This window comes from Streptomyces yatensis (genome assembly GCF_018069625.1).
GTDB lineage: Bacteria > Actinomycetota > Actinomycetes > Streptomycetales > Streptomycetaceae > Streptomyces > Streptomyces yatensis.
The window spans coordinates 1,134,074-1,148,771 of sequence record NZ_CP072941.1; the positions used below are offsets into that span (position 1 = coordinate 1,134,074).

Annotated in this window: 7 protein-coding genes; 5 read left to right on the forward strand and 2 right to left on the reverse strand. The window is 71.4% G+C overall.

The window, feature by feature from the left end; genetic code table 11:
* Positions 1 to 36: 36 nt before the first annotated feature.
* A complete protein-coding gene (locus J8403_RS04085) occupies positions 37 to 7,458 on the reverse strand; it encodes a type I polyketide synthase (protein WP_246585682.1) in 7,422 nt (2,473 codons plus the stop codon).
* A 242-nt stretch (positions 7,459 to 7,700) separates the two neighbouring features.
* Here J8403_RS04085 and J8403_RS04090 point away from each other — a divergent pair, with 242 nt between their 5' ends.
* From J8403_RS04090 to J8403_RS04105, 4 genes are all read left to right on the forward strand, one after another.
* On the forward strand, positions 7,701 to 8,513 hold the full coding sequence (locus tag J8403_RS04090; protein WP_211121907.1) for an SAM-dependent methyltransferase: 813 nt from the start codon (positions 7,701 to 7,703) through the stop codon (positions 8,511 to 8,513).
* Between the two features lie 735 nt (positions 8,514 to 9,248).
* Positions 9,249 to 10,019, forward strand: coding sequence for an AfsR/SARP family transcriptional regulator (locus tag J8403_RS04095; RefSeq protein ID WP_059144684.1), 771 nt, complete (start codon positions 9,249 to 9,251; stop codon positions 10,017 to 10,019).
* 26 nt (positions 10,020 to 10,045) lie between these two features.
* Positions 10,046 to 10,276 (forward strand): DUF5988 family protein, encoded by a 231-nt coding sequence (locus J8403_RS04100; RefSeq protein ID WP_211121908.1) that lies wholly within the window; start codon positions 10,046 to 10,048, stop codon positions 10,274 to 10,276.
* Positions 10,277 to 10,362: 86 nt separating this feature from the next.
* Positions 10,363 to 12,273: a Xaa-Pro dipeptidyl-peptidase gene (locus J8403_RS04105; RefSeq protein WP_211121909.1), complete on the forward strand. Its 1,911-nt coding sequence runs from the start codon at positions 10,363 to 10,365 to the stop codon at positions 12,271 to 12,273.
* Between the two features lie 41 nt (positions 12,274 to 12,314).
* On the opposite strand, the gene J8403_RS04110 is transcribed toward J8403_RS04105, so the two are convergent.
* Positions 12,315 to 13,166, reverse strand: a complete 852-nt coding sequence (locus J8403_RS04110; RefSeq protein ID WP_211121910.1) for a class I SAM-dependent methyltransferase — start codon at positions 13,164 to 13,166, stop codon at positions 12,315 to 12,317.
* Positions 13,167 to 13,486: 320 nt separating this feature from the next.
* Between J8403_RS04110 and J8403_RS04115 the strand changes: the two genes are divergently transcribed.
* Positions 13,487 to 14,680: a CapA family protein gene (locus J8403_RS04115; protein WP_211121911.1), complete on the forward strand. Its 1,194-nt coding sequence runs from the start codon at positions 13,487 to 13,489 to the stop codon at positions 14,678 to 14,680.
* The last annotated feature ends 18 nt before the right edge of the window (positions 14,681 to 14,698 follow it).

Consider the following 14,698-nt stretch of genomic DNA (forward strand, 5'->3'; position numbering starts at 1 on the left):
TCACCCGGCCTTCAGCGATCGTCGCGCCCGGCACATTCAGGACACACCAAGCTCGTTGTCAATAAACTCAAGGACCTGATCCGCCGAGGCGGACTCCAGCCTTTGGGCCGCGCTCATTTCATCCGTCGGCTGCCGTGGCACCTGCGTGCTCGGCGGGACGATCGCGGTGGGGGTGGCGGCGGTGCCGTCCGAGGTCAGCCGTCGCACAAGGTGGTGGGCGATGCCTTCCGGGGTGGGATGCCGGAAGATCAGGGCCGCGGGCAGCCGCAGCCCCGTGGCGGCCGCGAGGCGATCGCGCAGTTCGACAGCGGTCAGCGACTCGAAGCCCAGCTCCTTGAAGCTGGCGTCGGCGCGCACCGCCTCGGCATCGGTGTGGCCCAGCACGGTGGCGGCGTGGTCGCGCACCAGGCCGAGGAGCGTGCGATACCGGTCGACGGCCGACAGCCGCGCCAGCCTGGCGCCCCAGTCGACGGACGGCACTTCGGCGGCGGCAGCGGTGCGCCGCCGTACGCCTCCGCCACCGCCGCCATCGGTGGCCACCCGGCCGGTGTTCAGGGCCCGCAGCTGATCGGGCTCGGCGGGGCGCAGCAGCAGCGCGTCGATCGTCAGCACCGGGGCGCCCACGGCGTCGGCGACGACAACCCGCAGTTCCCGTTCGCCCTCGGCGGTCCGCGGACGGGGGGTGAGTCGGACCCGTACGGCGGTGGCCTCGGCCGCCCACAAGGACACGCCGCTCACGGTGAACGGCAGCCACATCCGCCCCTCGTCCGGCTCCGGCCCGGCATCGAGTTGGCCGGTCAGCAGCGTCGGATGCAGCACCGCGTCCAGCAGGGCCGGGTGGATACCGAATCCACTGGGCTCTCCCGCGGCCTTGGGCAGTTCCACATCGGCCAGCAGATCGGCGCCGTCCCGCCATACCGTGCGCAGCCCCTGGAACGCGGCTCCGTAGGCGTATCCGGATGCGGCGATCCGTTCATAGAAACCGTCGGTGTCCACCGGCCGAGCTCCGGGCGGCGGCCATGTCCCGGGCAGCTCCCCCGCTCGGCTCTCCGGTACGGCGGGGCCGAGGACGCCCACGGCATGGCACATCCAGTCGGTGTCCCCGCCCGTGCGAAGGGCGTCGTCGGGGAGGGAGTAGACCGCGATGTCACGGCGTCCGTCGGCGGCGGACGGGCCCACCACCACCTGGACACACCGACCGCCCGTCGCGGGCATCACCAGCGGCAGCCGCAGCGCGAGTTCCTCCACCGCACCGCAGCCGGCCTCGTCGGCCGCCCGTAGCGCCCACTCCATCAGCACGGTTCCGGGGACCAGGGCCACGCCCGCCACCACATGGTCGGTGAGCCAGCCGTGCGTCTGCGGGGAGAGCCGTCCGGTCAGCACATGGCCGCTGCCGTCGGCGAGCCGCACTGCGGCGCCCAACAGCGGATGGTCCGCGGCGACCAGGCCGAGGGCGCCGGGGTCCCCGCCGGACCCGCCAGGGGCGTCCAGCCAGTAGCGCCGGCGCTGGAAGGCGTACGTGGGCAGATCGACCGTACGAGGCGTGGGGTCGCCCGGGAACGCTGCCGACCAGTCCACCTCGGCCCCGGCGATGAACGCCTGCGCGACCGACTTCGTCAGCTGGACCAGGTCTCCGTGGTCCCGGCGCAGAGTGGGCACCGCGGCGGCGGTGCTCTCCGCGTGCTCGAAGCTCTCCCGCATCGCCATGGTGAGGACGGGGTGGGTGCTGGCCTCGATGAACACCCGGTGGCCGGCGGCCAGCAGCGCCTGGACCGCCTCGGCGAACCGCACCCGATCCCGCAGATTCCGCACCCAGTAGCTCGTGTCCAGGACGGCGGGATCGGCCCGGCCACCGGTCACCGTGGAGTAGAACGCCACCCCGGACCCGGAAGCGCCGACCGGCTCAACTCCGGTGAGAAGTACGGTGAGTTCATCGGCGATCTCGTCGACCTGCGGGCTGTGCGAGGCGTAGTCCACCTCGATCATCCGCGCCCGCTCGCCCGCCCCCTGGCAGGTGGTCACGGCGGCGGCCACCTGCTCCGGCGGCCCGGACACCACCGTGGACCCGGGCCCGTTCACCACCGCCACCCCTACCGCGGCGGCCCGATCCCCGAGCCCGGACAGCAGCTCCTCCGCCCGCTCGTGGCCCACGCCGAGGGAAGCCATGGCCCCGCCTCCGGCGAGTCGCCGCAGGGCCCGGCTGCGCAGTGCCACGACCTTGGCGCCGTCCTCCAGGGACAGCGCCCCCGCCACCACGGCCGCCGCGATCTCGCCCTGGCTGTGGCCGACGACGGCGGCGGGCCGCACACCGTACTCGGCCCATACGGCGGCCAGGGACACCATCGCCGCCCAGAGCACCGGCTGCACCACGTCCACCCGGCTCAGATCGGCGGCGCCTTCGGCCCCCCGCAGAACGTCGGTGAGCGACCAGTCGACGTGGGGTGCGAGCGCTCGTTCGCACTCCGCCACCCGGGCCGCGAACACCGGGGACGCGTCCAGCAGTCCAGCACCCATCCCGGCCCACTGCGAGCCCTGTCCGGGGAAGACCAGCACCGGGCCCGCACCGCCCGTCGTGGCGGCCGTGCCCGTGTGCACCACGCCCGGGTGGGTGCCCTCGGTCGCCAACGCCCGGAGTGCGGCAGTGAGTTCGTCGCTGTCGTCGCCGACCACCACCGCGCGGTGCTCGAACGCCGTCCGGGTGGTGATCAGTGACCAGCCCACGTCCCGGGCTGACGGCGGGTTGTCGGCGGCCATGCGGGAGGCCAGCTCCCGGGCCTGTCCTCGAAGGGCCTCGGCGCTCCGGGCGGAGAGCACCCAGGGCACCGGTCGGTCGTCCTCGTCCGTCGGCGCCTCGGCGGGTGCGGGTTCCGGCTCGGGGGCCTGTTCCACGATGAGGTGTGCGTTGGTGCCGCTGATACCGAAGGAGGACACGCCCGCGCGGCGGGGGCGTTCGTCACGCGGCCACTCCACCGGTCCGGTCAGCAGGCGCACCACGCCGCTGTCCCAGTTGACGTGCGGGCTGGGCGCGTCGATGTGCAAGGTGGCGGGCAGAAGGCCGTGCCGCATGGCCATCACCATCTTGATGACGCCCGCCACGCCCGCGGCGGCCTGGGTGTGGCCGATGTTGGACTTCAGCGAGCCCAGCCACAGGGGCCGCTCCCCGGTCCGCTCCTGACCGTAGGTGGCGAGCAGGGCCTGGGCCTCGATCGGGTCGCCGAGGGTGGTCCCGGTGCCGTGTGCCTCGACGGCGTCCACCTCGGAGGGCGAGAGCCGGGCGTCGGCGAGGGCCTGGCGGATCACCCGTTGCTGGGAGGGGCCGTTGGGCGCGGTCAGGCCGTTGGAGGCGCCGTCCTGGTTGACGGCCGAGCCCCGGATCACCGCCAGCACCCGGTGGCCCTCCCGCCGGGCGTCGGACAGCCGTTCCAGGAGCAGCAGGCCGACGCCCTCGCTCCAGCCGGTGCCATCGGCTGCCGCCGCGAACGGCTTGCACCGCCCGTCGGGGGCCAGTCCCCGCTGACGGGAGAAGCCGGTGAACATCCCGGGTGCGGCCATCACCGTCACCCCTCCGGCCAGGGCCAGCGCACACTCGCCCTGCCGCAGCGCCCGCACCGCGAGATGGACGGCCACGAGGGAGGACGAACACGCCGTGTCCACCGACACCGCGGGCCCCTCCAGGCCGAACGTGAACGCCACGCGGCCGGACACCACGCTCGGGGTGCCGCCGGTCAGCAGATGGCCGTCGAGCCCCTTGGGCGCCTCGTGCAGCCGCGGGCCGTAGTCCTGGGCCGTCACGCCGACGAACACACCGGTCGGGCTGGACCGGAGGGTGGTGGAGCGGATGCCCGCCCGTTCGAACGTCTCCCACGCGGTCTCCAGCAGCAGCCGCTGCTGGGGGTCGGTGGCCAGCGCCTCGCGGGGGCTGATGCCGAAGAACTCCGCGTCGAATTCCGGGGCGTCGTGGAGGAAGCCGCCCTCGTGGGCGTAGCTGGTGCCGGGGCGGTCCTGGTCGGGGTCGAAGAGTCCGGCCAGGTCCCAGCCGCGGTCCCGGGGGAACTCCCCGATCGCGTCGGCGCCCTCGGCCACCAGCCGCCACAGCGCCTCGGGCGAATCGACCCCGCCCGGGAAGCGGCAGCCCATGGCCACCACCGCGATCGGTTCACCGGCGTCGCGCCGTGTGGTGGCCGTGGACGCGGTGGAGGGGCCGGTGACGGGGGTGGTGTGGGCGCGCAGATGGTCGGCGACGGTCAGTGGCGTGGGGTGGTCGAAGGCGAGCGTGGCGGTCAGGGGCAGCCCGGTGGCCGCGCCGAGCCGCTCGCTCAGTTCGGTCGCCGCGAGCGAGTCGAAGCCCAGCTCCTTGAAGGTGAGGCTGGGATCGATGGCGCCCGGCTCGGAGTGCCCGAGGACGAGAGCCACATGCGTCCGCACGGTGTCCAGTGGATCGCGGTGCCACGCCGCGTCGGCGGGCTCGGCCGTCTCTCCTGCGGGCGGTACCGGATCCGGGGCGCGGTCCGTCCCGGTGGCGTGGGTGGCCGTCCCCGTCTCGGAGGTGGCCGTCTCGGTGGCGGAGGTGGCCGGTGCGGTGGATTCGGGTGGGGTGCCGGGCCAGTAGCGGTCCCGCTGGAAGGCGTACGTCGGCAGGGCGATCCGCTGCCGGGGCTGCCCGCCGCAGGCCCGGTCCCAGGCCACTTCGGCGCCGCGGACATACGCCTGGGCCATGGCGGTGGCGAAGGTGCGCGCCTCGGGTCGGTCGCGGCGCAGCGCCGCCACGGCGGCCGGGCCCGGCCGCCCGGGGGCCGGCCCCGGCCGTGCGGTCAGGCATTCGCGGGTCATGGCGGTGAGCGGGGCGTCCGGTCCGAGTTCGACGAAGGTGGTGACACCGGCGTCCAGGAGGGTGTGCACACCCTCCATGAAGCGCACCGCGTGGCGCGCGTGCCGGGCCCAGTAGTCGGGTGAGGCGAGTTGGGAGGCGGTAGCGAGCCGTCCCGTCACATTGGAGACGAGGGGGACGGCCGGTGGGGAGAAGGTCAGCTCCGAGGCGGCGGCGCGCAGTTCGTCCAGCATGCCGTCCATGTGCGGCGAGTGGAAGGCGTGGCTGACCTTCAGCAGCCGGGCCTTGCGGCCGCGCTCGCGCCAGACGGCGGCTGCCGCGTGGACGGCGTCGTGGTCGCCCGAAATCACCACGGACGAGGGACCGTTGACGGCGGCGATGTCCAGCCGGTCCTCCCATCCGGCGAGCAGTCCGGCGGCCTCGTCCGGGTCGGCCTGCAGCGCGGCCATGGCCCCCTTCGCCGTGACCGACTGCATCAGCCGGCCGCGGGCGGCCACCAGAGCGCAGGCGTCGGGCAGGGTGAGCATACCGGCCACATGGGCCGCGGCGATCTCGCCGACCGAGTGGCCCATCACATGGCCGGGGGTGAGTCCCCAGGATGCGGCCAGCCGGAACAGGGCCACCTCGACGGCGAACAGCGCGGGCTGGGTGTACGAGGTCCGGTCGAGCAACTCCGCCCTCGGCGAGGGGGCTTGGGCCGACATCACCTCGTGCAGCGGCTCCGCCAGCCGTGCGTCCAGACAGTCGCACACCTCGTCCAGCGCCGCGGCGAAGACCGGATGGGCGGCGTACAGCTCACGCCCCATGGCCGCTCGCTGGCTGCCCTGACCGCTGAAGAGGAAGGCGAGGCCGCCGTCCACGGCCCGGCCCCGCACCATTCCGGCAGTTTCCCCGCCCTCGGCCAGCGCGTCCAGCCCGCTCAGCAGCTCGTCGGTGTCCTCGCCGAGGAGCACGGCGCGTTGGTCGAAGGCGGTGCGGGTGGTGGCCAGCGAGTGTGCGATGTCGGCCGGGGAGAGATCGGGGTGGTCCGCCAGATGGTCCCGCAGCCGCCCGGCCTGGGCGCGCAGCGCCGCGTCGGTCTTCGCGGAGATCGGCCAGGCCACCACAGGGGGCGCGGGGGTGTCGGCCGGTGCGGGCACAGAGGCGGGCACGGACGCGGGTGCGGGCACGGACGCGGGTGCGGGTGCGGGCACGGACGCGGACGCGGGCACGGACGCGGACGCGGGTGCTTCGCCGACGACGAGATGGCAGTTGGTGCCGCCCATGCCGAAGGAGCTGACCCCGGCGAACAGTGGCCGGTCCGGGCGGGGCCATTCGCCGAGCCGGTCCTGGACCCGCAGTCCGAGCTCTGCCAGCGGGATCCGCGGGTTCGGGGTGGCGAAGTGGAGGCTCGCGGGGAGCAGGCGGTGCCTGATGCCGAGGGCGGTCTTGAGAAGGCCGACGATGCCGGCGGCGCCTTCGAGGTGGCCCACGTTGGTCTTGGCGGAACCGACGAGCAGGGGTGTGCCGTCCGTCCGGGCGGTGCCGAGCGCGGCGCCGAGTGCCGCCGCTTCGACGGGGTCGCCGACGGGCGTTCCGGTGCCGTGCAGTTCGACGTACTGGACCTCGTCGGGTGCGACTCCGGCCCGCCGGTGGGCGGTGCGCACCACGTCCTCCTGGGCCGCCGGGCTGGGGGCCGTCAGTCCGTCGGTGGCGCCGTCGTTGTTGACGGCTCCGGCGTGGATGACGCAGTACACCGGGTCGCCGTCGCGTACGGCCGCTTCCAGGGGTTTGAGGAGGACCGCCGCACCGCCCTCACCACGGACGAAGCCGTTGGCGCGGGCGTCGAAGGTGTGGCAGCGCCCGTCCGGGGAGAGCCCGCCGAACTGGGCGGCGGCGGCCGTCATGCTGTCCTCGGTGAGGATGAGGTTGACACCGCCGGCCAGCGCCAGGGTGCACTCCCCGCGCCGCAGGCTCTCGCAGGCCGTGTGGACGGCCACCAGCGAGGACGACTGTGCGGTGTCGACGGTGAGGCTCGGACCGCGCAGACCGTACGCGTAGGAGACCCGGTTGGCGATGATGCTGCGGTGGACACCGGTCATGGCGTGCCGGGCGGCCGCGGTGGTGTCCCGGCGCAGCAGGGTGGCGTATTCGTCCCAGATGGCGCCGACGAACACACCGGTCCGGGTGGCCTCCAGTGTTCCGGGGCGGATTCCCGCGTCCTCGAACGACTCCCAGGCGAGTTCGAGCATCAGCCGCTGCTGGGGGTCCATGGCCGTCGCCTCGCGGGGCGAGATGCCGAAGAAGGCGGCGTCGAAGGTGTCGACGCGGTCCAGAAAGCCGCCGTACCAGGTCGGGGCCGCCGAGTTGGGGCCGTCGGCGACGGGACCGTCGGCGACGACGACGGCGCCACTGGCCGGGCCGTCGGCGACGACGGTGCCACCGGCCGGGCCCCATGTGTCGACGGTGCCTGTGGCGGCGGCGCCGGTCCGGCGGCGGTCCTCCGGCATGGTGGTGACGGCGTTCCCGCCCTGCCGCAGCAGCCGCCAGAAGGCTGACGGACTGGGTGCGTGCGGCAGGCGGCAGGCCATTCCCACCACGGCGATGGGCTCCGCTTGCTGAGGTGTCCGGTTGGGCGCGGCGCTATCCATCGCACCCCATATGGCGCTGGGAGAACATCTGCGTGTTCTGGGTCATGGGCGGCACTCCCGCTCCGGATTGATGATCGGTGCGAGCACGTGGCCCATCGTGGGGCGCGGCTCTAAAGCAAGACCAAATAGGCCGCGGCCGGTGACTTTAGAGACGCGTTACCGGAACCCATGACCATCGCTGAGCGGGTGAGCCCTTTATGTGCCCTTGGCCGACCCGATCTCCAGCACACAGGAGGAGTGTCATGACATCTCCATCGGCCGTGCCGCCAGGCGGCACGGTGTCGGACTACTACAGCTCGCTGGGACCGCTTCTGCAGATGGCGTGGGACGACAACTTCCACTTCGGCTACTGGGACGGCCCGTCCGATACCCGTTCGGTCCAGGAGGCCACCGATCGCTTCACGGATCTGCTGATCGAGCGGCTGCGGGTGGGCTCGGGAGACCGGGTGCTGGATGTCGGCTGCGGTATCGGGAAACCCGCGATGCGCGTGGCGACCGCCACCGGTGCCCATGTCCTGGGCATCACCATCAGCGAGCTCCAGGTCAAGCAGGCGACCGAATCCGCCCGGCTGGCCGATCTGTCCCACCAGGTGGCATTCCAATACGCCGACGCCATGGCCATGCCTTTCGAGGACGCGGCTTTCGATGCCGTACTCGCATTCGAATCGATCAATCACATGGACCGCCCGACGGCGCTGCGGGAGATGGCCCGGGTGCTGAGTTCCGGGGGCCGGCTGGTGCTCACGGATGTCACCCCGCCGAGCGACGGCAGTTACCAGCCGGACGGCGATCCCGACGTGGTCACCTCACTGACCCGGCTGGAGGACTGGCCCGGTCTGATCGGTGACGCGGGGCTGGTGCTCGACGAGCTGACCGATGTCACCGAGAACACGAAGGACACCGCCAACCGGATGATCGACGGCATCCTGCGCTGCCGCCGGGAGTTCGAGGCGCGGCACGGGGTCAGCGTCCAGGAGGTACTGGACGCCGCCAAGTCGGCGCTCCCCACCGTGCCGAGCGCCGGCTGCGCGATCGTGGTGGCCCACAAGCCCTGAATCAGCAACAAACCTGACGGTTATTCGACATCCCCTTCATGGGTCCCGTGGAGCCGGAATTCCTCGCTCCTCATCAAAGCGGCGCCAGGGGGCCCATGATCTCGCATGATTCGCTTGTCCCGGCCGATGCGATCCGCGTATTCTCATTCGCGGACTGCAACACCTCACGTGCGGGATATCCGGATTCCGATCTTCCGGACGTATTGCGAATACCCGCTCCGCACCGTCGAGGACGCCGCCTCGAGGGCGCGTATATCCGGATTCTAGGTGAGGTGGGTAGTCATAGGACTTGCTTACGATGTGGGGCACCCGCCGAAGGCGTCCGATCTTGTCAGTTCTCTGATTCCTCGGCGGGGCCCCCGATAAAAGAGGGGTGAGTAATGGCAGTCGCGAACGGCGTGCGTCAGTGGATCCGGCGGCACCGCCCGTCCCCGCGCAGAGGGGCGCGACCGGACCACTTTCCACACGCAAGCGGCTCAGCAAGCGCCCACTTCCCATCCCCTCCGGGGTCGCCGGACTCCGGGGACGTGACAATTTCCGCGCGCCACCCGGGCGGCCGGGGGCGGCGATCCGCGCGGACCACCAGAGCCCATCCCGCACAGGCGTTCGCCTCCGGAAGCAGACGGACATCGTCCTCGAAATCGAGGAAACACCCAGAAAACATCGCGGGCACTTCCGGCAAAGGCGCCGACTGTCCCATGACCGCACTCGTCGGCGACTCGGATGGGGCACATCGTGCGATATGAGATCATGGGACCTCTCCGGGTGGTAGAAGGAGAGCGGAAATTAACCATCAGGGCGCGGAAGATCGAGGTCCTGTTGACCGTTCTTCTCGTCCGCGCCGATCAGGTGGTCCCGATCGACCAGCTCATCGCGGAGATCTGGGGGGAGTATCCGCCGCGCCGGGCGATCGCCGGGCTCCATGTGTATGTCTCCCAGATCCGTAAGTTCCTGCGCCGGCCCAACCAGAGCGAAAGCCCCGTTCTCACCCGCCCCCCGGGATATGTCCTGCGGCTGGGCCCCGATCGCCTCGACTTCCACTGCTTCGAACGACTGGTGTGCGAGGGCCGGGATCATCTCAGGGAGCGGCGCTACCAGCAGGCCACGGCCACATTCGAAAGCGCACTCGATCTCTGGCGCGATCCGTTGCTGGATGATGTATGCCATGGGCCGATCCTCGAAGGCTTTCAGACCTGGCTGAAGGAGGCCCGGCTGGAATGCATCGAGATGCTGACGGATTCCCGGCTCATGCTCGGCCGCCATCGCGAACTGGTGAGTGATCTGTACCAGTTGACCACCGAGCATCCTTTGCGGGAGGCACTCCACCGTCAGTTGATGCTGGCGCTCTACCGCTGTGGCCGCCGGGCGGACGCATTGCATGTGTATCAAGCGGCGCGCAAGACGCTCAATGAGGAACTCGGGCTCGAACCGTGCCGGGCCCTGCAGGACATGCAGCGAGCCATCCTCACCTCGGATGACCGGCTGGAACTGCATGTTCCCGCATGAGGAAGACCGCGTAAGGAGGTGGACATATGAGCGATCACGTCAGTTACCTGTCCGACGGCAGCCCGATCCAGGTCGTCCTCGAAGGCGGACCTGACGATCTGCCCCGGGCATTCCGGACCGGACGGTCGACCCTCACCAGCAAGAAGCTCAAAATCCAGCATCGCGACGGATACGAGCACTTCGAACTCGTCAGCGATTCCGCTGACATCACCACAGCGATCTTTCGCTGGACCATGCGTACGAAAATCGCCGAGTAGCCTCCATGGCCCCGGAACCCCGGGATCGCCGACCGGTCAATCGCCGACTCCGATCCCGGGGCGGGGGCCGTGGCCAGGAGGTCCGTATGCCCACCTCACGATGGCGCGGCGCCGTGATCGCCGCGGTCGCGATATCGACAGCCCTTGCCGCACTGCCCGCCGGGCCCGCGTCGGCCCGCACATCCGCCCAGCCCGTCGGCCCGCCCGGTGCCAAGGTGGTCGACGGCCGCACCCAGCCGGTGTTCTCGTATCCGGATGCCGTGCGTGAGCACCTCATGGTCCAGACGCCCATCGACAGTGACGGCGATGGACACGAGGACCGGGTCGCGGTGGACATCATCCGGCCCAAGGAGACCCAGCAGGGGCTCAAGGTGCCGGTCATCATGTCGGCCAGCCCCTACAACGACACCGTGGGCCGCGGATTCGAGTCGGAGCGGAAGAGCTACGACGCCCAGGGCGCCCCGGCCAAGTTCCCGCTCTTCTACGACAATTACTTCGTGCCGCGCGGCTACGCCGTGGTCGATGTGGATGTGACCGGGACCGGCAGATCCGACGGCTGTCTGACGATCGGCGGCGCCTCCGACGTGGCGGCGGCCAAGGCGGCGATCGACTGGCTGGGCGGCCGGGCCACGGCGTACGCGGCCGACGGCAGCGAGGTGAAGGCCTCCTGGTCCACCGGCAAGGTGGGCATGATCGGCCACTCGTACGAGGGCATGCTGGCCAACGCCGTGGCCGGCACCGGTGTGGAGGGACTGGAGACCATCGTCCCGATCTCCGGGATGAGCTCGTGGTACGACTTCGCCCGCACCAATGGCGCCAAGCACTGGAATGGTTTCGCCTCCTATCTGACGACGGCGCTGGACACCGACCCACCCCAGAAGTGCCAGGCGGTGCGCGACCGGCTGCAGGCCGGCGAGGACGACGCCACCGGCAACTACAACGCCCACTGGCATGAGCGCAATTACATCGCGCAGCCGACGCCCGAGGTGAACAAGGTGCGCGCGAGCGTCCTCGCCGCACACGACCTCAGCGACTACAACGTCCGGATCGACCAGCTCGCCAACTGGTGGGCCCCGCTGGCCGAGCGCGATGTGCCACGCAAGCTGTGGCTGGGCCGCTACGGGCACACCGATCCGTTCGACTGGCCCGGTCGGCGCGCGCAGTGGGTCGACACCGTGCACCGGTGGTTCGACCACTGGCTCTACGGCGTGCGGAACGGGATCATGGACGAGCCCCGGGTCGATCTGCAGACCGGCCCGACCACCTGGACGACCCAGGCCGACTGGCCCGCCGGCGCCTCCTCGGTGCCCCTGCGCCCGGGGCCCGACGGCTCCCTGGCACTGAGCCCCGTGAGCGGCACCGGGACCTTCACCGACACCAAGCTGAGCGAGGCGGATCTCACCGCCGACCCATCGGCGAGCCGTCCGGGCCGGCTGGCGTTCCGCACCCCGCCGCTGCGCACCGGGGTGCGGCTCTCCGGTACGCCCACCGTGGATCTGCGGGTCACGCTCGACAAACCGACGTCGAACCTCACCGCGCTGCTCGTGGACTACGGCGAGGACGAACGGATCGACTGGAACCGCAACGAGCCGCAGAACAGGATCCATGACGGTCTGCGGGGACTGGACGAGGAGTCCTGCCACGGGGAGAGCACCGCCCAGGACGACGCCTGCTACCAGAAGACCGCCAATGTGACGGCGCGCACATCCTCCGAGGTGATCGCCCGCGGCTGGATGGACGCCCAGAACCGGCACTCGGTCACCACCCCCGAGCCGATGACCCCCGGCCGGTCCTACCGGATCACCTGGAAGACCCTGCCGAACGACTACGAGATCAAACCGGGCCATCGGCTGGGGCTGGTCCTCGGCGGCACCGATGCCGACTTCCTCTACTTCGAGGAGGCGACCGGGGCCAAGGTGACGGTGGACCTGGGCGGCAGCCGGGTCACCGTACCGGTGACCGCCGCCGACGGGCTCACCAAGTCGCTTCACCGATAAGGGAATTGACGGGGCCCGGGCCGCCCACCGGCGGCCCGGGCTCAGCCCTGGATCCAGGTGTGGATCACATGGGCGCCCAGGTCCGCGTACCCGTCGGCCATGCGGTGTCCGCTCTCGTACCGGGCCGTGAGGTCGCGGTAGCGGATGTCCTCCCGTGCGGAGAAGCCCAGCCGGTGGAGGTCACCGGCGAGTTCCTCCGGGGTGAAAAAGCTGAGGAAGGGCTCACCGGCCTCGGCGGCCCATGCCGCGCGGGCCTCGTGCACGGCGCGGTGCTCCGGTGGCAGCGGGTCCGGTGGCTCGCCGTAGTCGAAGACGACTCCGGACCCGCCCGGCAGGCCCGCGATGAAGCCGAGCGTGTCCAGTACGGCGGTGTGCGTCAGATACGGCACCACCCCGAGCCAGATGAAGAACGCCGGGCGGGCCGGGTCGAAGCCCGCCGCCGTCAGCCCGTCGGCCAGGCCCTGCCGCTCGAAGTCGACCGGTGCGAAGATCAGCGAGGGCGGTACGGGGATCTCCGCGGCGGCCAGCCGGTCGCGCTTCCACTCCTGGGTCGCGGGGTGGTCCACCTCGAACACCCGCAGGCCCTCCGCCTCGTACGGATTGCGGCAGCCGAAGGTGTCCAGCCCCGCCCCCAGCGCCACCGCCTGTCGCACCCCGCGCGCCACGGCGGCCGCTACGGCGTCCTCGGCGAACCGCGCGCGGGCGGCCACGGACAGGCGCACATCCTCGCGCTCGGGCCGGAAGGCCGCCTCGAGGAGGGGATCGTCCGCGTCGGCGGCGAGGATACGGAGCGCCAGCGGATCGGAGAACACCCGGCCGCCCTCCAGCTCCTGGTGGGCCGCGCGGAACGCGGCCGCGCCGCGGGCGGTGATGCTGGGCCGGCCGATCTGCATGGAGCGTCCTCCCCCGAGCTCCCGCCGTATGTCGCGGGCGGCACACCCCATGGTGTCAGCTCCGCACCCCGCGCGCATCGCTGACCGCCCATGTTCACACGGGAGTTACGCGACCGACGGCGACCTCGGGGACCGCCCGGGCGGCGGCTTCACGCGACCGGCGCGCATTGTCCCATCGTTGGGCGCCGAACAAGCGGCGGCCGGGCCCATCGGGTACATCGGATCGGCCGAACCGGTGAAGCTCCCCACCACTCCGCAAGCCCTCCGGATGTCGTGCATATAAATATGACAATCCGACAATCAGAACAAAAGGGTCCGGCATGGCCCGGACCAGTGCGGAGTGCACCGTGTCCCATCACCCACGCCATCGGACGGCGCTGCTCGCCGTCGCCCTGCTCGGCGCCGTCACCGCGTGCGGCAGCGGGACACCGGCCGCCCCCAACGCCGAGGAGAAGCCGTCGAGAACCGCGCCGGCCAGGCACCGGGCCATGAAGGGCTTCACCCTGGTGGCCACCGGCGATCTGCTGGTACACGCCTCGGTCATCCGGCAGGCACAGGCGGACGCGGGCGGTGACGGCTATGACTTCCAGCGCATGATCCGGGCGGCCGCGCCCGTCGTCGCCGGGGCCGACCTGGCCATCTGCCATATGGAGACCGTCTACGGGGCCGCCCACGGGCCGTTCACCGGCTATCCGACCTTCAAGACGCCTCCGCAGCTCGCCTCGGCCGTGAAGAGCCTCGGCTACGACTCCTGCTCCACCGCCTCCAACCACACCCTCGACGCCGGTCCCGAGGGAGTGGTCCGCACCCTCGACGCCATGGACAAGGCCGGGCTCAAGCACGCCGGATCGGCCCGTTCCGCCGCGGAGAGCACCCGTCCCACGATGATGGAGACCGGTGGCGCCAAGGTCGCCCAGCTCGCCTACGCCTACGGCACCAACGGCATCCCGGTCCCCAAGGGCAAGGCCTGGCTGGTCAACCTCATCAACCCGGCGCGGATCATCAAGGACGCCCGGGCCGCGCGGCGCGCCGGGGCCGATGTGGTCGTCGTCAGCGTGCACTGGGGCACCGAATGGCAGCAGGCGCCGGACAAGCTGCAGCTCGCGCTCGCCAAGAAGCTGACCGCCTCCAAGGACGGGGGCCGCCGCGACATCGACCTGATCATCGGCACCCACGCCCATGTCCCCCAGGCGTACGAGAAGGTCAACGGCACCTGGGTGGTCTACGGCATGGGCGACCAGATCGCGGGGATCATGCCCGACAAGCGCGGCCAGATGGGCTCGGCGGCGCGCTTCACCTTCGCCCCGCCCACCGCCGAGGGCAGGGCGTGGGAGGTGAAGAAGGCGGAGTACATCCCGCACGCCGTGGACAACGATCCGATCTCCCTGGTGAACCTCCCCCGGGCCCTGGAGAAGAGCCCCGGCAACCCGGGTTACACCAGCGCGCTGAGCACCATCCAGGAGGCGGTGCTCAGCCGGGGCGCCAAGAAGGACGGTCTGACGATGGGCCGTTGACCCGGCCCCCGCTCGCCG